Annotated in this window: 21 protein-coding genes, 1 tRNA gene and 1 pseudogene; 12 read left to right on the top strand and 11 right to left on the bottom strand. The window is 60.9% G+C overall.

Going from position 1 to position 25,522, the window contains the following annotated elements; translation table 11 throughout:
* Window positions 1-87 (bottom strand): annotated as a pseudogene (locus tag ACTIFP_RS11635) (electron transfer flavoprotein subunit beta/FixA family protein); the annotation flags it as partial.
* Window positions 88-92: 5 nt separating this feature from the next.
* Between ACTIFP_RS11635 and ACTIFP_RS11630 the strand changes: the two are divergent.
* Window positions 93-812 (top strand): FAS1-like dehydratase domain-containing protein, encoded by a 720-nt coding sequence (locus ACTIFP_RS11630; RefSeq protein ID WP_439568890.1) that lies wholly within the window; start codon window positions 93-95, stop codon window positions 810-812.
* 7 nt (window positions 813-819) lie between these two features.
* Here ACTIFP_RS11630 and ACTIFP_RS11625 read toward each other — a convergent pair whose 3' ends face one another.
* From ACTIFP_RS11625 to ACTIFP_RS11610, 4 genes are all read right to left on the bottom strand, one after another.
* Complete coding sequence (locus ACTIFP_RS11625; RefSeq protein WP_439568876.1) at window positions 820-2,262, bottom strand: MmgE/PrpD family protein; 1,443 nt, start codon at window positions 2,260-2,262, stop codon at window positions 820-822.
* Between the two features lie 122 nt (window positions 2,263-2,384).
* On the bottom strand, window positions 2,385-3,854 hold the full coding sequence (locus ACTIFP_RS11620) for an aldehyde dehydrogenase (protein WP_439568875.1): 1,470 nt from the start codon (window positions 3,852-3,854) through the stop codon (window positions 2,385-2,387).
* A 122-nt stretch (window positions 3,855-3,976) separates the two neighbouring features.
* On the bottom strand, window positions 3,977-4,840 hold the full coding sequence (locus ACTIFP_RS11615) for a LuxR C-terminal-related transcriptional regulator (RefSeq protein WP_439568874.1): 864 nt from the start codon (window positions 4,838-4,840) through the stop codon (window positions 3,977-3,979).
* A complete protein-coding gene (locus ACTIFP_RS11610) occupies window positions 4,815-5,879 on the bottom strand; it encodes an SIR2 family protein (protein ID WP_439568873.1) in 1,065 nt (354 codons plus the stop codon). The genes ACTIFP_RS11615 and ACTIFP_RS11610 overlap by 26 nt, the downstream gene beginning before the upstream one ends.
* Window positions 5,880-6,124: 245 nt before the next feature.
* Between ACTIFP_RS11610 and ACTIFP_RS11605 the strand changes: the two genes are divergently transcribed.
* From ACTIFP_RS11605 to ACTIFP_RS11585, 5 genes are all read left to right on the top strand, one after another.
* A complete protein-coding gene (locus tag ACTIFP_RS11605; RefSeq protein WP_439568872.1) occupies window positions 6,125-7,513 on the top strand; it encodes a hypothetical protein in 1,389 nt (462 codons plus the stop codon).
* Between the two features lie 2 nt (window positions 7,514-7,515).
* On the top strand, window positions 7,516-8,529 hold the full coding sequence (locus tag ACTIFP_RS11600; RefSeq protein ID WP_439568871.1) for a phosphoribosyltransferase-like protein: 1,014 nt from the start codon (window positions 7,516-7,518) through the stop codon (window positions 8,527-8,529).
* An 8-nt stretch (window positions 8,530-8,537) separates the two neighbouring features.
* The gene (locus tag ACTIFP_RS11595) at window positions 8,538-10,541 is read left to right on the top strand and encodes an ORC-CDC6 family AAA ATPase (RefSeq protein ID WP_439568870.1); all 2,004 of its coding nucleotides are present in this window, start codon (window positions 8,538-8,540) and stop codon (window positions 10,539-10,541) included.
* A 2-nt stretch (window positions 10,542-10,543) separates the two neighbouring features.
* Window positions 10,544-11,482 carry a hypothetical protein gene (locus ACTIFP_RS11590; RefSeq protein WP_439568869.1) on the top strand — a complete coding sequence of 313 codons (939 nt, stop codon included), beginning with the start codon at window positions 10,544-10,546 and terminating at the stop codon, window positions 11,480-11,482.
* Window positions 11,483-11,620: 138 nt separating this feature from the next.
* Entirely contained in the window at window positions 11,621-13,042 is a 1,422-nt protein-coding gene (locus ACTIFP_RS11585; protein WP_439568868.1) for a DUF4365 domain-containing protein, read from the top strand.
* A 303-nt stretch (window positions 13,043-13,345) separates the two neighbouring features.
* Here ACTIFP_RS11585 and ACTIFP_RS11580 read toward each other — a convergent pair whose 3' ends face one another.
* From ACTIFP_RS11580 to ACTIFP_RS11570, 3 genes are all read right to left on the bottom strand, one after another.
* Window positions 13,346-15,241, bottom strand: a complete 1,896-nt coding sequence (locus ACTIFP_RS11580) for an integrase (RefSeq protein WP_439568867.1) — start codon at window positions 15,239-15,241, stop codon at window positions 13,346-13,348.
* Between the two features lie 296 nt (window positions 15,242-15,537).
* A tRNA-Gln gene (locus ACTIFP_RS11575) sits at window positions 15,538-15,612 on the bottom strand.
* Window positions 15,613-15,668: 56 nt separating this feature from the next.
* Complete coding sequence (locus ACTIFP_RS11570; protein ID WP_439568866.1) at window positions 15,669-16,754, bottom strand: branched-chain amino acid aminotransferase; 1,086 nt, start codon at window positions 16,752-16,754, stop codon at window positions 15,669-15,671.
* 78 nt (window positions 16,755-16,832) lie between these two features.
* On the opposite strand from ACTIFP_RS11570, the gene ACTIFP_RS11565 reads away from it, so the two are divergent.
* Window positions 16,833-17,345, top strand: a complete 513-nt coding sequence (locus ACTIFP_RS11565) for a MarR family winged helix-turn-helix transcriptional regulator (protein ID WP_439568865.1) — start codon at window positions 16,833-16,835, stop codon at window positions 17,343-17,345.
* Here the strand turns inward: ACTIFP_RS11565 and proC are convergent.
* Window positions 17,342-18,172, bottom strand: a complete 831-nt coding sequence (gene proC, locus ACTIFP_RS11560; RefSeq protein WP_439568864.1) for a pyrroline-5-carboxylate reductase — start codon at window positions 18,170-18,172, stop codon at window positions 17,342-17,344. The two genes, ACTIFP_RS11565 and proC, sit on opposite strands and share 4 nt — an antisense overlap.
* Window positions 18,173-18,192: 20 nt before the next feature.
* Window positions 18,193-19,866: an alkaline phosphatase family protein gene (locus ACTIFP_RS11555; protein ID WP_439568863.1), complete on the bottom strand. Its 1,674-nt coding sequence runs from the start codon at window positions 19,864-19,866 to the stop codon at window positions 18,193-18,195.
* Window positions 19,867-19,949: 83 nt separating this feature from the next.
* Here ACTIFP_RS11555 and ACTIFP_RS11550 point away from each other — a divergent pair, with 83 nt between their 5' ends.
* From ACTIFP_RS11550 to ACTIFP_RS11530, 5 genes are all read left to right on the top strand, one after another.
* Window positions 19,950-22,034: a protein-disulfide reductase DsbD family protein gene (locus ACTIFP_RS11550; protein ID WP_439568862.1), complete on the top strand. Its 2,085-nt coding sequence runs from the start codon at window positions 19,950-19,952 to the stop codon at window positions 22,032-22,034.
* Window positions 22,034-22,774, top strand: a complete 741-nt coding sequence (locus ACTIFP_RS11545) for a TlyA family RNA methyltransferase (RefSeq protein ID WP_439568861.1) — start codon at window positions 22,034-22,036, stop codon at window positions 22,772-22,774. Before ACTIFP_RS11550 ends, ACTIFP_RS11545 begins: the two co-directional genes overlap by 1 nt.
* A 61-nt stretch (window positions 22,775-22,835) precedes the next feature.
* The gene (locus ACTIFP_RS11540) at window positions 22,836-23,387 is read left to right on the top strand and encodes a TspO/MBR family protein (RefSeq protein ID WP_439568860.1); all 552 of its coding nucleotides are present in this window, start codon (window positions 22,836-22,838) and stop codon (window positions 23,385-23,387) included.
* A gap of 35 nt (window positions 23,388-23,422) precedes the next feature.
* The gene (locus ACTIFP_RS11535) at window positions 23,423-23,749 is read left to right on the top strand and encodes an accessory factor UbiK family protein (protein WP_439568859.1); all 327 of its coding nucleotides are present in this window, start codon (window positions 23,423-23,425) and stop codon (window positions 23,747-23,749) included.
* A 139-nt stretch (window positions 23,750-23,888) separates the two neighbouring features.
* Window positions 23,889-24,395, top strand: a complete 507-nt coding sequence (locus ACTIFP_RS11530) for a YbjN domain-containing protein (RefSeq protein WP_439568858.1) — start codon at window positions 23,889-23,891, stop codon at window positions 24,393-24,395.
* Between the two features lie 107 nt (window positions 24,396-24,502).
* Here the strand turns inward: ACTIFP_RS11530 and ACTIFP_RS11525 are convergent, their stop codons facing one another.
* Window positions 24,503-25,429: a right-handed parallel beta-helix repeat-containing protein gene (locus tag ACTIFP_RS11525; RefSeq protein WP_439568857.1), complete on the bottom strand. Its 927-nt coding sequence runs from the start codon at window positions 25,427-25,429 to the stop codon at window positions 24,503-24,505.
* Window positions 25,430-25,522 lie beyond the last annotated feature (93 nt).

The raw sequence follows: 25,522 nt of genomic DNA, 5'->3' as shown, positions 1-25,522 counted from the left end.
GGCGGGGGTCTTGGTATCGAGCGGCTTCGACTTCGCCTTCATGATGTTCGGCAGCGAGGCATAGCGCGGCTCGTTCAGACGCAGGTCAGGGTATTCATTGGTGCCTCGGTACACCCGACGCTCCGACTGCAGCCTTGGGGCGGGATGGGCATCCCCGGCGTTTGAGTGGGCCGGATGCTTTCTTGCCGCCCGTTCCGCTTCCTCGTCGCATGTGGGCTTCCAGCAAAATCGAATTTCTGGCGCCTCTCAAGGTTGGCGACCTCATCGAGCGGCACTCTTCAATAGCCTCGATCACCGAGAAAAAAGGCGCCACGGGCCGCCTCGTTTTCGTGGAGATCGCGCATGAGACCCTTAGCGAGGGCGACATGAAGGTTCGAGAGACGCAGTCTATCGTCTATCGTGACGCAGCTGTGGCCGATGCGCCTTTAAGTCCGCCACCGCTAGGTACGGACGGGTTCGATCCTGCCGACTGGAATACTCATCGCACGCTCAGCCCCTCGGAAGCCCTGCTCTTCCGCTACTCGGCGCTCACCTTCAACAACCATCGCATTCATTACGATCTCGCCTATGCGCGTGATGAGGAACGATACCGCGGACTCGTCGTCCAAGGGCCGCTCACTGCGACCCTGTTGCTTGATCTCGCGCGCCGACGCTTCGGCGACAATGGTCTGCGGAGGTTCGACTTCCGGGGATTGTCTCCAGCCGTTGCCGGGGAACCCCTTCACCTCGTTCTGCGCGGCGACGGCGACATCGAGTTCGCCGCCTTCGCCGCGGACGGACGCCAAGTCATGAAGGCGTCCGCTACCATCTGAAAACGGGTCAGGCTGCGGCCTGAATCTTAGATACCGGCGCGGTTGCGGCCATGAGTGCGGGAATGTCGTCGCATCGCTCCAGCGTCATGACCCCGTCGACCAGGCGTTCGATCTGTTCGGCGGGTATGACGCCGTCAGCATTGTGCCGGAATTTCTCGATGATTTCGTCGACCGTCAACGCGACACCTTCTTCGGGAGCCTTGCTGCCGCGCGGATAGCGACGCTCGCCACGGAACGTCGTTCCGCGCGCGGTGATCTCGATGATCGCCGGGCGGCTTGCCGCATTGCCGGTGAGCAGCTTTACATAGTCGGGATGAACCGCGTGGGTGACGCGGTCCATCAAGCTCATGACAGACTCGCCGAAAATCAGGTCCGGGTTCATCCAGTCCTTGCCGGGCTTCACCCGATGCGCTCCTACGGCGAGCCCGTGAGCGATGCTGAACTGCGCATCATGTGCGGTGGTAACGTCGCGGTTGAGCCAGACCGGCTGTTCGACGAAGCCTTCGACAAAGGCTTTGATGTGCTCAATTTCGTCTGGCTGAATGTCATGCGTGTCGAGGATTTCGGTCATCGCATCGACAAGCGCATGCAATATCCGGCAGTGCGGATAAGGCTTGTAGCCCTGCTCCGCAGGGAAACGCCATTCCGTACCGAGCGCTTCGGTGATCGGTGCCGGCTCCCAGCGCTTTGTGCCAATGAACCGCGGGAATCCATATTGTCGGTCGTCGAGCAGTATAAGGTCTCCGCGATGCCCGAGCTCGGACATAAAGGCGGCGTTGAACGCGGCCTGCGTCAGAATACCGGCCTGGAGATATTTGATCGTCGAGCTTGGCGCATGCTGGAACCAGGCTGCCTGCGACTGAACCGGCGCGATGGAGCCTGCGAGACCGAGGCCGTGCGCTATCCTGTTCGCATCTGCGCCTTTGACCTTGAGGATCGCAGCGGTCGCTCCGAACACCGTGCTGCTGTAACCATAGATTTCGGGCGGCATGACCTTGCCGTCCTTGGTATCGCGAAGATAATCCATGGCTTTGCCGAGGCGATACGACATCTCGTGCGCTAGGGCCACGGCCTCGATCAGCGTTTTACCGTTCGCCCGCTCCTGCTCGGCCATCGCAAGTGCACCGGGCAGGACATATGGGCAAACATGGCCTGGCGGAAGGATCGCGTCCATGTCGAGCGTATTGATGAGTTCGCCGTTCGCGAAGGCGGCCCCGAACACCGAAACCTTGTCACCCGTCCCGATAATGGTTGCAGGGCCCGTGCCTCCGCCGGTCAGCCGGCCGTAGTCGATTCCGGCCTTGCCCTTCGGTTGCTCGGTCGAGGCGAGCGCACAACCAATGGAATCAAGGATAATCAGCTTGGTATCTTCGACAACCTCGGCGGGAAGCTCCGCATAATTTGTGTCGGCGGAAAACTCCGCGAGCTGCTCGATAATCGTCGTCGACATGGCATTCCTCTTCAATTGCTCAATCCGCCCGCACTGCACGCAAACGCAACCTCCCGCAGCGTCTTACACCAGCATAGGCCAGTCCACAGTCCCCAAGCGTGGGGACAGGCAGTCCTGCGAAATCAGGCCGCGTAGGGATTTGCGAACGCCCCCGTTGCGCTCATGATTGTGGTCCGCGTCTCCTGATAGGCTTCGAGAGCATCGGTTCCATTCTCGCGACCCCAGCCGCTCAATTTGAAGCCGCCGTAGGGCGTCGACCAGCGTATGTAGCGATAGGCGTTCACCCATACCATGCCGGCCTCGATCCGCTGCGACACGCGGAGGGCGCGGCCGACATCGCGCGTCCAAAGGCCCGCGGTCAATCCGAAGTCGCTATCGTTGGCGATCGCGATTGCCTCTTCCTCGCCGTCGAATGGAATGAGCGCTGCAACCGGGCCGAATATCTCCTCACGCGCCACGCGCATCGCATTTGACACGCCGGCAAAGACCGTCGGCTCGACAAAATAGCCGCGTGCGAGAGCCCCTTCGATCCGGCGCCCGCCGGCAATCAACTCCGCTCCCTCGGCGCGGCCGATGTCAACATAGGATAAGGTCTTGATCAGTTGCTGCTCATGCGCGTGCGGCCCCATGTGGGTTGCGTCGTCCAGCGGCATCCCGACGCGAACCTGCCCCGCCCGCTCGCGGAACGCCTCCACGACGCGGTCATAGATCGGCCGTTCGACCAAAATACGGGAACCGAGAGCGCAAGCCTGCCCGCAATGGACCCAGGCCGACGACGTCGCCGCGTTGATTGCGGCCTCGAGATCGGCATCGGCAAAGATGATGTGCGCCGCCTTGCCGCCAAGCTCGAAGGTGAAGCGCTTGAGTGTATCGGCGCCGTCAAGCAGCATCCGACGCGCCGTGACGCCCGAGCCTGTGAAGCTGATTTTGGCAACCTCTGGATGCCGCACAAGCCGAGCGCCCGCGCTCGCGCCTCGTCCTGGCACGACATTGATAACTCCGCGAGGCACGCCGGCGGCTTCGGCGATTCTGGCAAGCTCGAACGACGTGGCCGCCGTGAACTCCGACGGCTTGAGGACTATGGTGCAGCCGGCGGCCAAGGCGGTGCCTACTTTCCAGCAAGCGGTAAGCAAGGGTGCATTCCATGGCGTTACAGCTCCTACGACGCCGATCGGAACCTTGCTGGTGAAGGCATGCACGCTTTCGTCGATCGGTATCGTGCGGCCTTCGCTCTTGTCGGCAAGCGAGGCAAACCAATGATACCACTGCGAGTGGGCGCCCACGTCCATGCGCGTTTCGCGGATTGCTCGGCCGCAGTCGCGCGTTTCGATTTCCGCCAGGCGCGGAGCTTCAGCACGATAGAGTTCAGCGAGGTTTCGGAGAATTCCGGCGCGCTCCCAAGCCGGCATTTTGCGCCAGGGACCTGCGAAGGCATCTCGCGCAGCTGCCACTGCGAGATCGATGTCTGCCGGTCCGCCGAGGGCAACTTCCGCCCAGGGTTCGGCCGTGGACGGGTCGATAGACTCGATCAGTTCACCGTCCTGAGGCGCTTGCCACTCGCCGCCGATGAACAGGCGATCGTAATGCGCCATCCCGGCGCCTGTTGTCTTTCCCAACTGTATGTTTCCTCATCTGCTTGGCTGGCTTCCCGTGTCCGCTCGAGAAGAAGTGCGATCAGCGACCTGCACCCGCAATCCCCTCGCTAGGGGACAGATCAGAACGCGAAAATATTTGGGATAGTGCGGCCCGCGCCCACGCGACCGCAATGTCGCAAATACCAGAGCAGCAGTTCATGATGACAGCCGATACGTAGACGCTCGTAAAGGCGCTTGCGGTGCGTATTCACGGTTTCCGTGCCAATGCCGAGATCACTCGCGATGCAACTTGCGCTCAGGCCATAAAGAAGCCTTGCTCCGACATGAATCTCGCGCTGAGACAGGCCCGCGTCGCTCACCGCCAGATATTCTTCGATGAGCGGCAGCGTGGTCAGGGATTCGACCAGCCGCCGACTCTGGCCGACCATCTCCATATGCTTGGCAAGCATCGGAAAGATTTCGCAAAAAGCCGCACCGACACCCTGCAGATTCTCTGCGGACGTAATATCGCGTGTCATTGCCCTCATCACGCTAAATCCCAAGGTGCCCATCGGCGTCCACCCGCAAATCATCAGGCGCTCGAGAAGGCTCTGGCTGCGATAGAATTCACGCAAATCGCTCGTCGGAGCGTCGCGTGTATCCATACGGTAGAACATGGGCTCCTCTTGCAGGACGGCGCTGCCTTCGCACATTTGTCGATCGTCGCGCCACAAGCGGCCCTCCATATAGTGGCGAGCCTGACTGTGGGCGGACCCGTCCCCGACGAGGCTCTGGCCGCAAGCAATGTCGGGTCGGCCGCTCTGGATCCAGAACAGATGAACCGAATCAGCGCCGCAGACGTCGTTGAACAGACCAAGTAATTCTTGCTGAAAGTCTTCGCGGCCGATGGCTTCAAACACGCGGCCATATGCACCGCCCGTGAGCGAGGGTCGAAACTCGGCGACGCGTATCGCCTGCTCAGTTGTCAAGATGCGCGATGCCATCGTTCATCCTCTCGAACATTCTCTCCGGAATGATATCCCGCTTTATGCCATTGGCGCCTGTCGCTGCAAGATTCACGACCCTTCCGCGCTCAGCAGGGTCAAGCACTTCGGGACCGCGGCTAGCGCCAACGATAAGTCGCTCGTACCATGCGTCCACGTCCCGGGAACGCTCAGCCCACGCATCAAGTGTTTCCCACAGCTCGCGGTGCCCATTGTCCGGGCTATAGGCGATAGGCAGTACTCCCTTGTGGGCCCACTGCGCTACCGCCTGCGCCGAATCTCCAGCCTGAAAAGCAAAAATACGCCCGGTGTGCGTGCCCGACTGGTTGAGGGCCTCGAGCAGATACTGAACCGGTGGATCGTCTGCGGAATAGCCAATGAATAAAATCTTGTAGCGTTCTAGTAACAGCTGGATGTATCGAGTGGCCCACCCGTCAGCGAGATAGGCACGCCCGAAGTCGGCGCTCGACAGCACAATCTCGTCATCGCAGGTTCGGCTGTAGGTCTGATCAACCATGCCATGAATATGGACAACGCCTCGGAAGTCCTTGTCGCGCCGCGGATCCGGAAGACGCGGCGGAAAATGTGAAGCGAGCCCGCCATCGCACTCCTCGAAGAGCCGGTCAAAATTTGTTGTGACAAGGCGTGTCACCCCCTCACGCGTGCGGGCGAGATCCAGAATTGTCCGGTGTGCTCCAAGTCCATATCCAGTTGGAGGTCTGAGTGCGACCGCCATCGCCTCGCGCACTTCGCTTGGATGGAATTCCTGTTCGAGCATCCCGAAAATTCGGTCAGTAGCAATGAGGCCGGTAAGACCACTTATCTTCTCAAGCTTCCCGCTCGCCTCAAAGAGGCGTCGCGCCGGACTATCCAGCGCTGAGCCAAGGCTCTGCAGCACATTTCGTGCGAGCACCGGAAAGTTCGGAAGCCAAGCTTGTGCCTGGGAGATACCCGCGCCGCAAAACAGCAACAATTCCCCAGCGTCGCGGGCATTCAATAGTTCGTCGGGAAGATCAATACCGCCGGAAATAAATCGCATAAAGTCCCTCCACGCACATATTAGCAGTGCTAGGCCAGCGAGGCGACTGAGCGTTGCTCCACTGCTAAATTATCTGTCGATCGCACGCCTGCTAGGCGCTCGTTCCGCGCTTCGAGGCGGCCGCATCTTCGCTGGATTTAACGAGCCGCAACTGCCATCAACTGGATGAAAGCATTGGCTCGCGCATCATCGGAGCCTCAGGGGGATTAATGGAAGCGGTTGCTACCGGGACGGCACGAGCACAGGTGGTCGAGAACGATCCCAGCGCAGTGATCGAAGCGAACATTCCGAATGTTGATCCACGTCGAAGGGAGGTGCAGCCCTGTGCCTTCCCTGTCGATACCGGTCAAATTTTGGCAAACTTGATGCGCCGGTATGAGGAAGCCGGCGAACCTTTGGCTGTGTCTTTTCGCGACCTTGTTCCCTGGATTCGTATGGGCGAGCGAGCAACACACCACATTCACACCTATCCGGCGAAGCTACTGCCCCAAATCGCGCATTTCTTCTTAGCTAACACGAGCTTCGCTGGCATAGACGAGGTCATTCTCGATCCATTTGGCGGGACGGGTACGGTTGCGTTAGAAACTATCTTATCCGGTCGCCCCGCTCTCTATGCTGATGCGAACCCACTCGCGCGATTTATTTCGTCGACGAAGACAAGAAGAGTGGACCGAACACTTCTGACCCGTGCGTTTCACGAAGTGAGAGCTTCTTATGCTAGATCTCGAGCCCGTAGACGCCCGGACGTCGTAAATCTCGATCGCTGGTTCGAACCCGCGACGATCTCCAAACTGATCCGGCTTCGAGCAGCAATTCTTAGTGTTGAGCACGCGGAAATTCGAGATGTCCTTTTGGTCACCTTCTCTGCCGCGCTCCGCAAAGCAAGCTTAGCTGATCCACGCTTTTCGGTCCCAGTACGCCGTCGCGACACCGACATTCCCAAGTCCAAGGCTGATGTCTGGCGCCTGTTTGAACAGCAATTTCTGGCCAATGACCAACGGCTTGCCAACCTTGAGCGGCTATACGCCGGCGACGTGGCCGCGAAATTGTGCGGTACGGACGCGCGATCACTACGCTGCCCTGAGAGCGATGACCCTCTTCAGGATGGGTCGGTAGGGATGATCCTTACCTCGCCACCTTATGCTGGCGCCCAAAAGTATGTTCGCGCCGCCAGCCTGAGCCTTGGCTGGTTAGACATGGCAGGGGTCCGGCAGCTGCGGCCACTCGAAGAGGCAACGATCGGACGGGAGCACTTCGCTCGCGCGCAACACGACATTGTAACGCCTACTAATGTCGCAGCTGCTGACGCGCTACTAGCCCGAATTAGAGAGATAAATCCGGCCAGAGCCCTTATTGCAGCCACTTATTTGAACGAAATGCGTGATGCGCTCCGAGAATCTGTGCGCGTCCTACGACCTGGAGGTAAGTTAGTCCTTGTGATCGGTGACAACACTGTTTGCGGTCACCAGTTTCAAACCTCTGCCTATCTTGAGACAATATTGCAGGACCTCGGCATGACAACGACCCTCGCCTTAGTTGACGACATTAAGTCTCGAGGCTTGATGACCCGCCGTGCGGCAACGGCCGGCGTCATTGCTACCGAGCAAGTGATTGTATTTAGTAAGGACGACTGATCGTGACGGTTCTCGACGAGCTTCGTTCGGTCCTCCCTGGCGATGGTGAGAGCACGCCCGAAGACACATGGGATATTCTCCGGGAACGCGTGACGGTTCTATCATCGCGTGCCTGGGAAGGCCGCAATGAATGGCCAGCGATACAAGCTTGGCTACGAAACTTTGACGGCCGTTCCGGACTCGATGAGCGGGTCGAGCGACTGCATGCACTCTTTCTCCTGTCGCAATTCCTCTACATTGGGAGCATCGAGACGCGAGTGTTGCTACAAGCAATCTATCGCGACCTATTCATGATTCCGCTGGTGCAAGAAATCCGGAACCAATTGGGTGGCTCCAGGGACGAAGCACTGGTCCGGAGAAAGGTCTCTGAAGCGCTCGTCCGCACACGGTTTCTCGGCGTTGGCAACCCTTCAGAGAGCGGCGTGCACCTTCTATACTATTTCCGCCAAGAAAATGGTCTGAGCAAGAAGCTGTTTTTGGACAGCGCGGCGGTTTTCGCAAATCAAATCCTGCCAGATGGATCTCCTCGTCGGACACTCGCGCAGCCAACGGTCGATCGGTACGTCTTTGTCGATGACGTATGCGGTTCTGGGAAAACCGCGGTTGATTACTCGAAGAACATTCTGGCGGATATTCTCTCGCTCAAACCCAAAGCGAAGCTGTACTATCTTTCAATGTTCGCCTCAGCCGACGGCCTGAGAAATGTCAGAGAAAACACCAAGTTCGGCACGAATTGCGGTGCGGTGTTTGAGCTCGACGAAAGCTATCGATGCTTAACCGAGCATTCTCGGATCATGCACGCAGCGCCTCCTCACATTGACGGCGCCAGCCTACGCCAGATGGCGCTTTGGTACGGAAAGATGCTCCTCCCTCGCCACCCAGCCGGGTATGATGACAGCCAGTTACTACTGGGTTTTCATCACAATACGCCTGACAACACGCTACCAATCGTTTGGGCCGAAGGCACGAGCGCCCAAGCGTGGACTCCGGCGTTCCGCCGCTATCCGAAGTTTTGAGAGATCAAATGCGCGAACCTGGCCTCCATGAAAATCCATTCGATCTCAACCGAGCGTCCGATTTTTCCGATGCAGAGATCGCCGAGCATTGGGTCGATTTTTCCAATGCGCCCGGAGGATTGCTCGGGATTCTGAAGCCTACTTTACGCCTGCCAATGCTGCTGCTCGGTGGGAAGGGCAGCGGCAAGACGCACTTGATGCGATATTGCTCCGCGCCAGTTCAGGCTGCCCGTCGGGACAACGATCTCCTGAAGGCTATTGAGCAAGACGGATATCTTGGGATTTATATTCGTGCCGACGGTCTGAACACGGACAAATTCTCCGGGAAGGGGCAAACGGAGGAGTTCTGGGCGCCGATCTTCAGCATGTATTTCGAGCTCTGGCTGGCTACCAGCCTCGTAGAAATCTTGCGGGATTTCTGCGCGCAAAGAAGCGCGCCCATTGACGAAGGGGCATTTGCCCGCGGCGTCGCCGATTTATTCGACACCGCGGTAGACTCCGAGTTTGATGGTCTTGAGTCGTTTTTGACTTACATAACCAAGCAGCGAAAAAGCATAGATTTCGCTGTCAATAACAGCTCCAAAACGGGTCAACCAGCGGAGATTACTATTACCTTCTCCGCCGGAAGGCTCGTGTTCGGCATTCCTGCGCTAATAGCACGCGTAGTTCCCGAGCTTGACGAGACTTTGTTCGTCTATCTCATAGATGAGATAGAAAACTTTACAGCGGACCAGCAGAGATTCCTTAACTCACTGATCCGGTATAGATCCGGTAACGCAACAATTAAGCTAGGAGCTCGGTTGTACGGCGTAAAGACCTACGAAACGATGGGATCTGGCGAGCCGATCAAGCGTGACGCCGAGTATGAAAGAGTGGAACTCGACCGACTTTTGCGCGAGCAACCTAAAGAGTATGAAATTCTCGTCCGTAAACTTGTGCTAAAGCGACTAGCGGCCTTCGGATCCTTGGTTGAGACCAAGGGCAATAAGTCTCTCGACGAGTGCTTCGAGAACCTAGACGGTAGAAACTTTTGGGAGGCCGCCCAGCACGATCTAATGCCACGTGGCGATTCTGATCGAAGGCGGTCTCTCAACCGGCGACTACGCGATGATTTGCAGCTGATTCGCGGCCTGTCCGCGGATGAGATAGAAGCAGTGCTAGATGCACTGACGGTGCCCAAGCATCTATTTTTAGAGAAGGCGGCCTCTTTCGCATTCCGGAAGAGGTGGCCAAAGGACGCTTCTGAGGCGGTTGCGTTAGCGAAGGATATTGGAGTTCAAGCTCGTGCGCTGTCAGAAGGTGATCGAGCAGTTGGAAAGGATCTTAAGGACTTCATCTCCCACTGGGGTTCAGACATTTTGGCGCAACTCTACTACGATTTCCGTCGCCGGGTGCCATATACTGGCTTCGAGACGCTCGTAACGCTCTCACAGGGCAGTCCACGAAATCTCCTGACAAATCTGAAACATGTTTATCGCAGAGCACAGTTCGCAGGCGAGAGGCCGTTTTCCGACGGCGTCATTTCAATCAGGTCGCAAACTGACGGTGTTCGAGATGGTGCGTCTTGGTTCTGGGAAGACGCTCAGCCCGGCAGCGACGGCATGAGGGTGCGGGAAGCCGTTGAAGGAATTGCGATACTATTCCGAACGATTCGTTTTGGGCATTCTCCCTCTGAGTGCGACCTGTGCACGTTCAGTTTGAGGTTTGACGAGCTCACCGACAAGAGCCGTAAGGTCCTACAAATTGCCGAGAATTGGTCATATTTGATCCGATTGCCGGAAGGGCGTCCGAACAAGAATAGCCGTCGCGTTGACGAAAAATTCCAGCTTGCGCCAATGTTGGCACCTAAATGGGAAGTCTCCGAACATAGGCGCGGCTCGACCGAGCTATCGACCGAGTTAGCGAATGCAATTCTTGACCCGGACCTGCGGATAAATCTTCCCGCGCTTTTCAAACGCAGGGTCTCGCGGATTGTTAGTCCACCCGGGGAAGCGAGCGAGGAATTATTCTGAGCATGCTGGTCGACATAGAATCTTTGATGGATGCGAAGATGCCACTCCAGAGTTATCCTGGAGAGCCGTGGGATTTGTTCGTTTCCGCCTACAACGACAGCGAACGAGTCCAGCGAGTTTTTGACACCGTTCCCGCGCAAAGGCGTGCTTGGTGGGTTTTGCCGGAGTACGCCTACGGAAGCGGGGAAGTAGATCATCTTAGCAACCCCATATGCCTATCAGACGGCTCCGAAGATCAGGTCGTGACAGATGGATTGCGACGCTCCGGGTTCGAAAAAGGTCAGCGATTGTGCGTTGATATAACTGGAATGATGCGTCCGCAGATCATGTTTCTTATGGCATATCTCAAGGACCTTGGTTGCCGTACCTTCGACCTGCTCTACACCGAGCCAGAGCACTATAAGCGGCGTGCCGAAACGCAGTTTTCGATTGGCGAGGATGTCCAAGTCCGATCGGTCGCGGGCTACATTGGCGCTCACGAAAACGATATGGGCGGAGATGTGTTGGTCCTCGGCGTCGGGTACGATCATCAACTGATCTCACACGCGCTTCAGGCGAAGGAAGCGGCACGAACACTGCAGTTGCATTCCTTTCCATCGCTGAGCGCGGATATGTATCACGAAAGCATACTAAGGCTTCACCGGGTTCGCTCTGAACTGTCTCGGGTGGGCGATGAGGTGTACTTCAGCAGCGCCAATGATCCCTTCGTCATTGCTGCATCGCTTCGTTCCGCAGTTTTGGCCGTAAACGCGCACAGGGCAATTACCAACATCTACCTCACCCCGTTGGCGACAAAACCTCAAGCAGTGGGTTTCGGCCTTTTTTATCTCCGCCACCTTTCAGACAAGTCGGCAAGCATGATCTATCCAAACGCCAAATTGTATGATCGCGAGACGTCGAAAGGAGTGGGGCGCTCTTGGATCTATCCGATCAATCTTTAGCTCTGCCTTGAGATCAATCTGGTGCAACGAGCAAGTTAATGCCTGAGTCAGAATGACCAACTCGGTCCGACTAAGATAGGTTGCCCTTTCAGGTACTGGCGCCGATGCATCGAATACATTCACCGTCGCGCGGAAATGATGAGTGACGCAGCAGGGGTATGGGCAGTGACGCGTAAGCGGTCGAGAAACGCGAGGACAGAGCGTGCTGGGGTCAATGCCGTTGATGACGCATGCAATGCGCTCGATTTGATTTGGCGGGACCTCTATCAGGAAGATGTCGGTGTAGATGGAACCATTGAGGTTTGTATTGGCGAGTTTCCTTCGGGTAAGTTGGTCGGTGCCCAGGTGAAATCCGGTCGCAGCTATATCAGATCTGAAACGGCTTCAGGGTTCCGATTTTATCCCGACGCGGATGATTTGACGTACTGGGGACAGTTATCAATTCCGCTAATTTTGTTTGTCCACGACCCTGCGGATCGCAGCGTCTATTGGGTCGATGTCACGAAGCATATTCAACAACGGGCGGCCGATCCCCTCGGTCCAGCCCATATCGCTTTCTTAAAGTCCAATCAGATCAACGACGCATTCTACCAATATCTAACCAGCCTTTTTGATTTGACGAGCTACGACGACGCGAAATTTATGGCTGTGCGTGCTGAGCTCGAAGCAATCTCGCACACGGATGGTATCGGTAGCGGACGTGTCACGGTCACGGGGCTCGATCTCTTTACTGGGGGGCTTTGGGGCCTCTGTAGCAAACTGCAGTTTCATTCGAGCTTGCTCGCCGATCTCTTCAGGAAAGCGGTCAGCGCGGCTCGCGAAGACATTGTCGTGCGCTACAGCTTTTCGAGAAGCGACCTCTATCCGTTCTTCACTCGCTATATCGATGTGCTGATGCGCCATCATCTAGCGCTCCTTGATGGAACGGACATCAATCATTCGTTGTATGCAAAACTGGAATTCCCGACGTTCCTCGCACCTCTCACGCTCAATGGGCGAAGATTTGTAGAGTACCTGCGTAGCAATGGCCGCGAGGATGCCCATGACAATCGTTTCTTCACGCTCACCCTCGTCCCGCACACGCAAATTGAGGTCTACGCGAGCTTCGAAGAAACTGATTTGGGCGGGCGCTTTGGCCCTTACACGGACGTTTTGAGTATCTCCTTCAATCCTCATCTGGACTACTATCATCTGGTCCACTGGCGTCGTGCATCGCCAAACTCGAGCCCAGTGAAGCTTGCGGATCAGACAATCTATTTTTTTGAGCTGGTCGACCATCTGGATCGAAGCTTCGGCGAACTCAACAAGGACCTGATCCTTCTAAGGCACCTCGACCAACCCCTCACCCCGCTAATTTCCTGGCTTGAGGCTTGGTATGGAATCGACGGGCCCTTCTCAGCATCGGTATTTGAAGGAAAGAGCAACCTCGAGATGTTCGGCTTCCACGACGAGCTCAGTTCAATCCTAGGCGCGACCGGCGTCATGGAAATCTCGGAGCCATCGCTGCCGTCGCTCCCGCTTCGAACTCTGGCAAGCGGCGAGATTATGACGATCGACTAGCTACGTCGCGACAAACGTGAATGCGGATTGCGTTCCCATTCCAAATTTATGGCGCGGCGACACCAGCTTTACGAGTTCTCAAGGTCGGATGCGCCGGATGCCGAATGGCAGCTTGCGGTGAGGCTCCTGTGATCTGCGAGCGGCTGGGATTGTGCGCGAAGCAGCCGCGGTCCGTATCTCAATCGAATGACCGCTTTCGGGCCCAGGATGATTGAGGCCTGAATGACCGACATCGGGCGCATAGCGGCCGGTAACGATCGCTTCGCCACTCAATGACTATTGGATATTTAGTCGGACGTGGTGTCAACCGCGCTTGCGGCGCCCGGCGCTCTTGCGAATTGGCCGAGCGCCACGCATGCTAACGGGTAGCAACCGGATTTCTAAGGCATCTGGCAGATGGGCCGTCACCTTGGGAATCTGGTTTACAATATCAAACAAGATTTGGACGCGGGTGGCGCTCGCATATCGACTGGCATTCTCCCCGCCAGTCTTCTGACCGAGGAGGTCAGACCGAAATTCTTCGAACGTCTGCAGCATCTTCAGTTCAGTACTGACCATATGCCGACCGCTGTGGACCGCCTGTCCCGGCTTAATGAGCGTCAGACGTGACTTAATGTGAAGCCATACATTCTTGAAAAAAACATCGCCCAGCGCACGCCCTATGCGACCGGGCTGGATTTCCGGAAAGAGGTACTGCTCACCAGCTTCCTTCATGGCTTCGACATAATGCAGGAAGCCCAAGCGACGCAGCTCGTCGCAAAGCGGAATCTTACGGACGCTGGTCGCGTTCTTGACGCCGCCTGCAGAAGTCTTCCTAATATTCACAAAAAAGATACCGTCCTCGTCGCCGATATCATCGACCAAAAGCTTGCAAGCTTCCTCGCGCCGCATGCCTGAATACCAAACCAGCGGCATGACCCAATAGGCCGCGTCGTGCCAAATCGAGCCTCCCGGCGTCACGGACAAACGCTGAGGCAAATCCACGCCCGCACCGCCGGTCCAGATGCCGAGACGAAACAATTCCTCGCCCTGCGCAATCGTATAGGGGTCGCGCTCGTTGCGCTCGTCCATGTCATCCTCCTCGAGGATGAAATCTGAGAAATCAAGCGGCAGCATGGGCGTCTTTGTCGCCAGCCACGCGCACAATCTCTTGAGGTTAGCGAAATGGCGGTTGATTGTGCCTACGTCGAGTCCGATCGTGATCGAAACTTCTTCACCGTGCTCCTCTGCTTCCGCAAGACGATCGAGCGCCTCGCTGCAAATGTCCTCCAATGACATATCTTCATGACGGGGCGACTTATGATGCGACGACGGTAACCGGTTCAACAGGTCGTAAAACCGATTGAGGTCTTCTTGGCTTGTTGCTGCCATGGCCTTGCCATTGTTCGACTTGCCGAAAAGAAAGGGCGCGGCTTTGAACTGGCGCTTCTGGCTGGCACCCCAGACCTTCGGCTGCGACTTGCGCTTTTTGGGGTTCGTAGCCTCGGCCAGGACCGGCGCATCGTCCCGTCCGCGCGCCTTTGGTTTCAACTCCATATATTTCTCTACCACCTGCACCGGGCTAAGGGCGGCATAACAGGTCTGCGCATCGCGGAATGTCGGCGTTGGCGCAGACACAATGGTGCTGGCGTTCCACGCATTCGGAGGCGCAGGGGCGGAGATCGGGGGAGGCATCGAATTCTGCAGAGGCGCTCGCCCGAGCGCATTCATCAGCGCCAAGCTGTGTTCGATCGCGCGAACTTCGGGGTTGTCGTAGGTTGCCGCCGCCGTCAAACGTGCGGCACACATGACCTGCCGGGCAATTTCGATGCGGTCAGCCGCTGGCTCGATCCCAAGTCGCTCCAGCAAGGCCTTTGCCTCGTTCAGCAAATTGCCGGGAACATCGCCGGCTTGGGAAAGCATGGCATAAAGATTGGCCCGGCCCTCGTCGTCCAGCGACGGAAAGCGCTTGTCGAACGACCCGATGTAATTGATGCCCATATAGTCGTCGAAGCCATTTGAGATGAAGTCGCCGTTGAACGCTGCGTAGATCGCGAGCATCTGGTGAAAGCGAGCTGTGACATCGCCTTCCCCATCCTTCTCGATCGCCGCCAACTGATGCGCCAGCATATTGCGATACCGCACCATCTCCTCTCGAAAGAGGTAATCGACCTGTTCGCTGGTCAGACCTTCTCGCTCGATCCGTTCGTATAGGCTCATTCGTACAACCTCGCTTCGACCGGTCATCGCGGCCGCGCGCCGTCGCGCGACCGACTGGTCCTTCGTCAGAAGGCTGACCGTTGTTACTATGGTTATAGGACGGGGAAGCCGTCCAACGAAGCGCACCCGGCGACGCCACCAATAGGTAGCCCCGCGGCGGTTTACATTTTCGATTGCTGGCATCAGGCACTGGCTCCACCCACTGGTAGCAACTGATGCCACTGCGATGGTCGGCCTTGCTCAGCTTAGGGAGAAAACTGGGGTTTTCCGTCCCTTGGCTGAGGCACAGCACCGGCTGGCTGGGGCGGCAGGATTCGAACCTGCGAATGGCGGCATCAAAAGCCGCTGCCTTACCACTTGGCGACGCCCCAACGGGCCGGTGCGAGGCGCGCTCTATAACGCGTCGTCGCCTATTGCAAGGCAGCCCTTAGAGCCGGGTCACCCAGCCGTGCGGATCGGCGGCGCGGCCGCGCTGGATATCGACGAGCTTGTCCTTGAGCATCCCGGTCACCTGCCCGGGACCACCGGCGCCGATGGTAAAGCTGGTGTCGCCGCGCGTCACCTTGCCCACCGGGGTCACCACCGCGGCGGTGCCGCAGGCAAAGCTTTCGGTCAGGCGGCCGCTCTCCGCATCGGCCTGCCACTGGTCGATCGCATAGGGTTCTTCGCGCACCGTCAGCCCGGCGCCGCGCGCCAGCGTGATGATCGCGTCGCGGGTGATGCCGGGCAGGATCGTGCCGGTCAGCGGCGGCGTGACGATACTGCCGTCGTCGAACACGAAGAACATGTTCATGCCGCCCAGCTCTTCGATCCAGCGATGTTCGGCGGCGTCGAGGAAAACGACCTGATCGTGCCCCTTCGAAATGGCTTCGCGCTGCGCGATCAGGCTGGAGGCATAATTGCCGCCGCATTTGGCGGCGCCGGTGCCGCCGGGCGCGGCGCGCGTGTAATCTTCCGACACCCACAGCGAAATCGCCGGCGCGCCCGATTTGAAATAATTGCCGACCGGCGAAGTGATGACGAGGAACTGATATTCGGCCGCGGGCTTCACCCCCAGGAACACCTCGCTCGCGAACATGAAGGGGCGCAGGTACAGCGCGCCGCCATCGACCGGCGGGAACCAGGCGGCGTCGGCGGCGACGGCTTCCTTGACCGCGGCGATGAACAATTCCTCGGGCATTTCGGCCATCGCCATGCGCCGGGCGCTGGCGTTGAAGCGCGCCGAATTGGCCTCGACCCGGAACAGCGCCATCGACCCGTCGTCGAGCCGGTACGCCTTCAGCCCCTCGAAAATCTCCTGCGCATAATGGAGCACCGCGGTCGCGGGATCGAGCGTCAGCGGGCCGCGCGGCATCACCTGCGCGTCGTGCCAACCCTTGCCCTCGGTGTAGCGGATCGACACCATATGATCGGTAAAGACGCGCCCGAACACCGGATCGGCAATCGCCGCCGCCCGTACATCGTCCGCAACGCGATTGGGGTGCGGCAGATGGGTAAATGCGGGAGCGGACATGCGAAAACACCTGTGGCTGAGCGGTCAATGGTGCGCGCCTCTTGCCAAAGACCGGCGCGGCGCGCAACGATAGTCACCATGGCCGAGGAAAATTTTCTTTCACAAGTCCCCGCTGCATCTGCTCTTTTCTTGCGCGAAGACGAAGTGCGTCGCGGCATCGAATTTCTGTTTTTCGCCCACGCCTCGCTGTGGCGCTCGATCGACGCGCAGCTCGCCGACCAGGAACTGGGCCGCGCGCATTACCGCGCACTCTATTTCATCGCGCGGCAACCCGGCCTAACGATATCGGACCTGCTCGCGCTGCTGGGCATCACCAAACAGTCGCTGGGGCGGGTCGTGAAAGAGCTTGAAGCGCGCGACATGCTGACAACGCGGCCGGGCAATCGCGACCGGCGGCAAAAGGAACTGCGCCTGACCGAGACCGGCCGCACGATCGAAGCCGCGATCTTTGCGCTGCTGCGCGACACGATGAGCCGCGCCTATACCCATGCCGGGCAACAGGCGGTGACCGGATTCTGGCACGTCAGCGAGGCCCTCGTCCCGGTACGCGACCGCAAACGCATTGCGGCGTTGGGGCGCGATCCGGCTTAGCCTTCGCCGCGCGCAATATCCGCCAGCTCGCGCCCGCGATCGCGCGCCGCACGCAACACATTGGTGAGCAGCGCGGCGAGTTGCCCGTCGCTGTCGAGCACATCGAGCCCGGCCTGCGTCGTGCCGCCCTTGCTCGCGACCTGCGCGGTGAGCACCCCGGGTTTTTCGCCGCTGTCGGCGAGCAGCGCGGCGGCGCCGCCAAAGGTTGCGGTGGCCAGCGCCAGCGCATCGTCGGCCGACAGGCCCAGCCGTTCGCCCGCTGCTGCGTAGGATTCGATCAGGCGAAAGACGAACGCCGGGCCGCTGCCGGTAAAGGCGGTGACCAGATCCATCGTCGAATCGTCGGCCAGCGTCACCGTCTGGCCCAGCGGGCCGAGCAGCGCCGCAATGGCCCGTTCATCGGCGTTGCCCAAGGTTGCGACCGCCGACACCCCGGCGCCGATGCGCGCCGCAAGATTGGGCAGGATGCGAACCTGCGCGCCCGCGTCGGGGAAACGCGCTGCCAGATCGGCGAGCGATACCCCGGCGAGGATCGAGAGCAGATGGACGCCCTGCTTCACCAGCGGCGCCAACTCTTCAGCAACATCGCCCAGTTGCTGCGGCTTCATGCCCAGCATGATCCAGTCGGCGGCGCCGTCCGCGGCCTGCCATTCGCCGATCGACGCATGCTGGTCGACGCCGACGCGCGGCGCCGCGAGCGGATCGACGATCGCGACCTGCGCCGGATCGAGCCCCGCGGCGAGCCAGCGATCAAGCATCGCGCCTGCCATATTGCCGCAGCCGATCAACAGCAGCCGGTCGGAAAAGTCCTGCAAAACCTTCTTCATAGTCGTTTCTTTTCTGATCCTTAACGACAGCTGCTGTCAGCACCCGACAACAGGTCGAGGCAGCGCCCGTCGATCTGGCCCGCATCGACCGGCACCCCGATCAGCGCCGCGAGCGTCGGCATGATATCGACCGTCATCACCGCATTCGGCTGTTCAAACCCGGCCAGCCCCTTGCGCCAGAACAGGATCGGCACGCGCCGATCATAATCCCATACCGATCCGTGCGTCGCAACATAGCCAAGCCCCGATTCGGGAATCGGGGTGACGCGCGGTTTCAGCACCACGACGAAATCGCCCGAGCGAGCGGGGTGGAACGACGCGCGCAGCTTGTCGTGCAGGCTCCAGGTGTCGGGCGCCTGCTTCGGCATCGGGCGGCTCGCCAGTTCGTCGGCGGTCACCACCGCTTCGATCTGCGGATGCGCGCGCAGCCGCGCGAGGATTTCGGTGAGCGCGGTCTTGCGCTGCGCCGCGGTCAGCGCTTTCGACAGATACATGTCGCCGAACGGGCCGTCGCCATAAAGCAGCGGCTGCGGCAGGCCGAGCTTTTCGGCGACCGCCTTGCCCAGCTTGTCGGGATCGAGCGCCGGATCGACACGCTGCGCGGCAGGCCAGGCGTTCTGGCGGTTGCGTTCGGGCATGTCGTGCCCGCCATGGTCGGCGGTCAGCGCGACGGCATAGTCGATCCCGGTCGCGTCGAGCCGGGCAAAGAAATCGCCGAGCTCGCGGTCGAGCCCCGCCATCTGGAGGCACATTTCGCTGCCCTCGGTCCCCGCGCCATGGCCGACATAGTCGGTCGCCGACAGCCCGACGATCAGCAGGTCGGTGCCGCTGCCCTCACCCATTTTGCGCACCTGGCGCAGCGCCGCAGCGGTCGCGAGGACCGCGCCGTCGGCTTCGGGCGACGCCATGAAGCGGCGGAAATCGCCGCCGTCGCGGGCGAGGCGGCCGGTGCCGACCGTGCCGCCCTTGTCGTTCACCGGGATCGCGATGTCATGATTTGCGCAATCCGCCGGCAGCGTCATCGCCGGGCGCGGCTGCGCGATCGCGGCGGCAATCGCCGCGCCCGCCTGCGTCGCGGTTGGCGACAGCGTGGTGCCGCGATAGCTGGTGAGACCGGCGGGAACGAGCCACATCAGCTCGTCGGCCTGGCGCCCGCCCATCATGATCGCGGCGCGATCCTTGCCTGCAACCGAAACGACCTGCGCGCCGGGATCGCGCGCCTTCATCAGGTCGCCCAGCGTCGGCGCGAGCAGATGCTTCACCGACGGCGCATATTTGCCGCCGCCCGATGCAGTGCCCGCGACGCTTTCATCCTCGGCGCAATAGATGCGTTTGTCTTCGCGCGCGACCGAGAGGTCGAAATAATTGTTCGCGACGATGCCCGCGCGACCGGGATGGCTGCCGGTCAGGATCGTTGCATGACCGGGGCAGGTTTCGGTCGCACCGTGCGCCTGATAGCCCGACGGAAAAACGACGCCCGACGCCAGCCGCGCAAGGCCGCCAGTGAACTTGCCGCGATATTCGGCAAACAGATCGGCAGAAAACTGGTCGACCGCGATCATCACGATCAGCTTTGGCGGCGGCGTTGTCGCGGTCACCCTTTGCACCGGCGGCGCCGAATTCTGCGCGACGACGGCGCTGGCGCCGCCAATGCAGAGGGTGGCGGCCAGGGCGATTTTGAGGTGGTTCAGCATCACGAGCGGCGTCTCCGTTGCGAAGGGGTGTCAGCGCGGGCTGTCCTCTCGACGAAAGCCGCCTATATGGCAAGCCTCGAGAGATGGATGACAGCGGAACCGGCATGGATCGCGGCAAGGACGTTTTTGTGACAAGCCTGTGGCGCGCGGCGCTGGCGCTGCTGGCTTTCGCGCTGCTCGCGGCTGGCCCCGCCAGGGCGCAATCGACGCATATCCAGCCGAAACTGGTCGCCGAATCCGCCGCGCCCGCACCCGGCGGCACGACGGCGTTGGCGCTCACGATGACCCCCGACAAAGGCTGGCACGGCTATTGGATCAATGGCGGCGATGCCGGATTCGGCCTGTCGATCGAATGGAATTTGCCGGAAGGCGTGACGGTGGCGCCGTTCCGCTATCCGGTTCCCGAACCGCTGATCCTGTTCGGCATGATGAACCATGTTTACGAGCATCCCTATGCGCTGATCGCCGACGTCCGGATCGACGACCGCATCGCGCCGGGCGCCGACCTGACGCTGTCGGGGGTCGCGAACTGGCTCGCCTGCACCGACAAGGTGTGCGTGCCGGAAAAAGCGGTGATTTCGGTCGCGCTGAAGGCGGGCGACGGTTCGGTTGCGGCCGCAGCGCGCGCGCGCTTCGACGGTTGGCGCGCGCTGCTGCCGCAACCGCTCGACCGCAGCGGCACGTGGGAGCGGCGCGGCGGTACGGCGCGCTTTGGCATCCCCTTGCCCGCAGGCGCCGCGCTCGATGCACCGCATCTGTTCGTCGAAACGCAGAATCTTGTCGACTATGCCGCGCGGCAAAGCTTCAGCCGCAACGGCGACCAGATCATCGTCGAGACCCGCACCAAAGGCGAGGCGCAAGGGCCGATTGCGGCGTTGCTCAAGCTCGGCGACGGGCGCGGACTTTCGGTGCGCTTCGAACCCGGCGCGGTGCCGGCGGCCGGCAAAGCGATCCGCACGGAAGGCAGCAGCATCGACACCGCGCTGTTCTGGACCGCGCTCGGCGGCGCCATTCTTGGCGGACTCATCCTCAACCTGATGCCGTGCGTGTTCCCGATCCTCAGCTTGAAGGCGCTCAGTCTCGCGCGCTCGGGCGGCGATGCAAGGTCGGCCAAGGTCGAGGCGCTCGCTTATACCGCAGGCGCCGTCGTCACCGCGCTGCTGCTCGGCGCCGCGCTGCTCGCGCTGCGCGCGGCGGGCGAGCAGATCGGCTGGGCGTTCCAGTTGCAACATCCGGTCAGCGTGCTGGCGCTGCTGATCCTCGCGCTCGCGATCACGCTCAACCTGCTGGGCACCTATGAGCTGCCGTCGTTCGGCGGCGGGCAGGCGCTGGCGGACAAGGGCGGTGCAGCGGGCGGATTCTGGACCGGTACGCTTGCCGCGTTTGTCGCGACGCCGTGCAGCGGGCCGCTGCTCGGTGCAGCTCTCGGGGCGACGCTCGTGCTCCCGGCGTGGGCGGCACTCCCGATTTTTGGCGGCCTCGGTCTCGGCCTTGCCCTGCCCTTCCTGGCCGTCGGTTTTGTCTCCGCGCTCCGCAACCGGCTGCCCAAGCCCGGCCCGTGGATGGACCGGTTCCGCAAATGGATGGCGCTGCCGATGGGGCTGACGGCGATCGCGCTCGGCTGGCTGCTGTGGCGGCAATTGGGCAGCGGATCGCAGCTGATCTGGCCGATCGTGGCGGTTGCCATGGCGCTCGTTTTGCTCACCCATTATGGCGCGATGCAGCGCGGCGACCGACGATCGTGGCTGCTGATCGCGGCCGGGCTGCTCTTCGTTGTTGGCCTTGGCGGCACCGTCACGGAAGTTGCCGACACCGAACGCACGACCATCGCAAGCGGCTCGACCTTCACACCCGATGCCCTCGCCAAGGCGCGCGCGACCGGCAAACCGTTGTTCGTCTATTTCACCGCCGACTGGTGCCTGTCGTGCAAAGCGAACGAGGCGGGCGCGATCAACCGCGCGGCAGTGCAGGAGGCGTTCGGCAAGGCGGGCGTCGTCACACTGGTGGGCGACTGGACCAACGGCGACCCGGTGATCACCCGCACCCTGGCCGAGCATGGCCGCAACAGCGTGCCGCTGTACCTGTGGTACGCGCCCGGTGCGGCGAAACCCGAGATCCTGCCGCAGATCCTGACTCCCGGGTTGCTCGTCGAACAGGCTGGCGGCTGATGGCCAAGCAACGCGCCGACCAGCTGCTCGTCGATCGCGGCCTCGCCGAAAGCCGGACGCGGGCGCAGGCGCTGATCCTTGCGGGGCTCGCTTTCATCGGCGACCGCAAGATCGACAAGGCGGGGCAGCAGGTCGCCGACGATGCCGAGATCAGCGTCAAGGGCCGCGACCATCCGTGGGTGTCGCGCGGCGGTATCAAGCTGGACCATGCGCTGACGCACCTCGGCTGGGACGCGACGGGTTCGGTCGCGATCGACGTCGGGTCGTCGACCGGCGGGTTCACCGACGTCCTGCTGAGCCGCGGCGCGGCGCGCGTCTATGCCGTCGATTCGGGGACCAACCAGCTGGCGTGGAAGCTGCGTCAGGACGACCGGGTCGTCGTCCACGAACAGACGAGCGCGCGCATCCTGACCGCCGCGCATATCCCCGAACCCGTCGACCTGATCGTCTGCGACGCGAGCTTCATCGCGCTGTCCAAGGTGCTGCCGGTGCCGATGGGCTTTGCCAAAGCCGGGGCGCGCATGGTCGCGCTGATCAAGCCGCAGTTCGAAGCCGAGCGGCACGAGGTCGGCAAGAAGGGCGTCGTGCGCGATGCGGCGGTCCATGCGCGCGTGTGCGAAGAGGTGCGCGGCTGGCTGGAACAGAATGGCTGGATGGCCGTTGAAACGGTCGAAAGCCCGATTACCGGGCCAGAGGGCAATGTCGAATTTCTGATCGCCGCCATCAAAGCTGCCGCTTGACGCCAGCGCCGCTCGCCGCAACACCCGACATCAATCGATTCCCGCGCAAAGGACCATGTGCATGACCGAGATCGCTACGCCGGGCCAGCTTCGCATGTCGTATCTACGCTGGGCGCTGGTTACCGTTCCCGCGATCGTCCTGATCGGCACGCTGATGGGCGTGCTGTCGAACAGCGGTTATGGCAATCGCTGGTTCGCGGCGCTCGACCTGCCCGCGATCACCCCGCCCGGCTGGGTGTTCGGCGTGGTGTGGCCGATCCTCTACATCATGCTCGGCCTGTCGCTGGCGATGATCCTGCATGCGCGCGGGGCGAAAGGACGCGGCTTTGCGCTGCTGCTGTTCTTTGTCCAGTTGCTCGCCAATTTCGCCTGGTCGCCGCTGTTTTTCGGCCAATATCAGGTGACGATCGCGCTTTATCTGATCATTTTTATCCTGATGGTGACGATCGCCACCACCTTTGCCTTTGCCCCGATCCGCAAGGCCGCCGCGTGGCTGCTTGTCCCCTATATGGTCTGGCTCAGCTTCGCCGCGATCCTGAATTTCCAGATCGACCAGCGCAATCCCGACGCCGAAACCCTTGTCCCCGCCGCCGCCAGCACCCAGATAGGGTGACGGCAAGGGACGCATCCCGACGAAGGAAGTAAGACATGCAGAGCGAGAACCGCTTTTTCGACGATCTGGCCAAGATGGTGAACGGCGTCGCGGGCACCGTGGCCGGTGCCGGCCGCGAAGCCGAAGCTGCGATGCGCGAACGCGCCAAGGAATGGGTCGGCCGGATGGATTTCGTCAGCCGCGAAGAATTCGAAGCCGTGAAGCAAATGGCCGCCACCGCGCGCGCCGAGACCGAAGCGCTGAAAGCGCGGCTCGACAAGCTGGAAGGCGCGGCGAAGCCCGCGGCGGCGCCGAAAGCGGCTGCGAAGCCCGCTGCTGCGCAGCCTGCCGCTGCAAAACCGGTGCAAAAGCCCAAATCCTGATTTCGTCATCCCGGCACAGGCCGGGATCTCGACCGAGCATCCTGACGCACCGGCGAGACCCCGGCTTTCGCCGGGGTGACGGCCCATTGGTGAGCGGTCCAGACTCGCCACCCGGCCGAACAGCCGCTAAAGCGCCCCGATGAGCGACGATATTTACGACGACGAAGACGGCCAGGACGCCGCCCCGATGGACATGCTGGCATCCTATTTCGCCGCGCACGACTGGCCGCACGAAATGGTCGGCGAGGACGAGATTGTCGCGACCGCACAGGGCAGCTGGACCGCCTATGAACTTCGCGCCGTGTGGCGCGCCGACGACGGCGTCATCCAGTTGCTCGCCTTTCCCGACATCCGCGTCGTCGAGGAAAAACGCGCCGTCGCGCACGAGGCACTGGCGCTGATCAACGAGCAATTGTGGCTGGGTCATTTCGAGCTGTGGTCGAACAGCGGGACGATCCTGTTCCGCCACGGGATGTTGCTGGGCAGCGATGCGTCGCTGGCGCTCGACATGACCGAAACGCTGATCGAAAGCGCGATCGACGAATGCGAGCGCTTTTACCCGGTGTTCCAGTTCGTGCTGTGGGGCGGCAAATCGCCCGCCGAGGCGCTGGCGGCATCGCTGATCGAAACGCGGGGCGAGGCTTGAACCCTACCCATAGTCCGTTTGTGTCGAGCGAAGTCGAGACACGGTGACGTCGTGCATGGCCTCGCGTGTCTCGACTTCGCTCGAAACCAACGGGTTTTGGGGTCTGCTTACCGTTTCTCGAACCGCATCAATCCCGCGCCCAGCTCGTTCGCCCCGATCGCCAGCGCTTCGCCGCTCCAATCGGCAACGAACACCGACTTGCGATCTATCCCCGCGGGCAGGCTGGCGCGGTTGCCGACGATTGACAGGCCGCGCGACGGGTTCTTGCGTTCCTCGGCGGCGACCGCGATCAGCGCCGAATAATTTTCCTTGTCGCGCCCCTGCACGAACAGATTGTTCGCGATCCGCCCCACTGACCCGGACGGCAGATCGATCATATAATTGGTGCCTGTCCCTTGGGTGTCGTCGAAACTATTGTCGTTGATGTCGACCGCGATCGCGCGTGTTTTCAGATAATGGCCGCCGCTGCCCTTTTCGAACCGGGTGCGGGTGACGACGACCTTGCCGTAAATGCCGGTGTAAACGCTGTGCGCACAGCTGAGCCCGCGATCGCAGCGGCCGAGGCGCGAGAAGGTCGAGCGGTCGATCGTCAGCGATGCGTCGGGGTCGTCGGCGGTCAATATGCCTTCCTCGCTGGCGCGGAACAGGCTGTTGACGACGTCGAGGTCACTGGTTTCGAGGCGAATGCCCGCGCCATTGCCGTCGGGAACGCGCATATTCTGGAACACCAGCCCGTCGACGCGCGCGCCCGCACCGCGCAGCACCAGCGCCGCCTTGCCCTCGCACGCCACCCCGTCGAAGATCGCGCGGCCCGGTTCCACCGCGACAAAGGCGATGCGGCCGGCGGTCTGTACCGCGCAGTCGCGGTGATAGCCCGGCGCGATGCGGATCGTCCCCTCGCCCTCGCCGATCGCATCGACTGCATCCTGCAACCGCCCGAAGCCGCGGCCATCGACGCTGTAGGGCGCGCCGCCGGTCTGCGCGGGCAGCGGGGCCGGGGCGAACAGCAGCGGAAGGGCGAGCAGCGGCAACATGGGCCGGCGGAAAAGAGACTTTACCATGAAAGCCTTATAGCGCGTTTTGCGCCGCCAGTCGTTCGCGAAGGCGGTTAACCGACGGCGCGTCCC

Origin of the sequence: Sphingopyxis sp. (assembly GCF_051861155.1) — a bacterium.
In the GTDB taxonomy this organism is placed as follows: domain Bacteria; phylum Pseudomonadota; class Alphaproteobacteria; order Sphingomonadales; family Sphingomonadaceae; genus Sphingopyxis.
The sequence above is the reverse complement of the archived record's forward strand: the minus strand, read 5'-3'. Positions and strand labels throughout refer to the sequence as shown.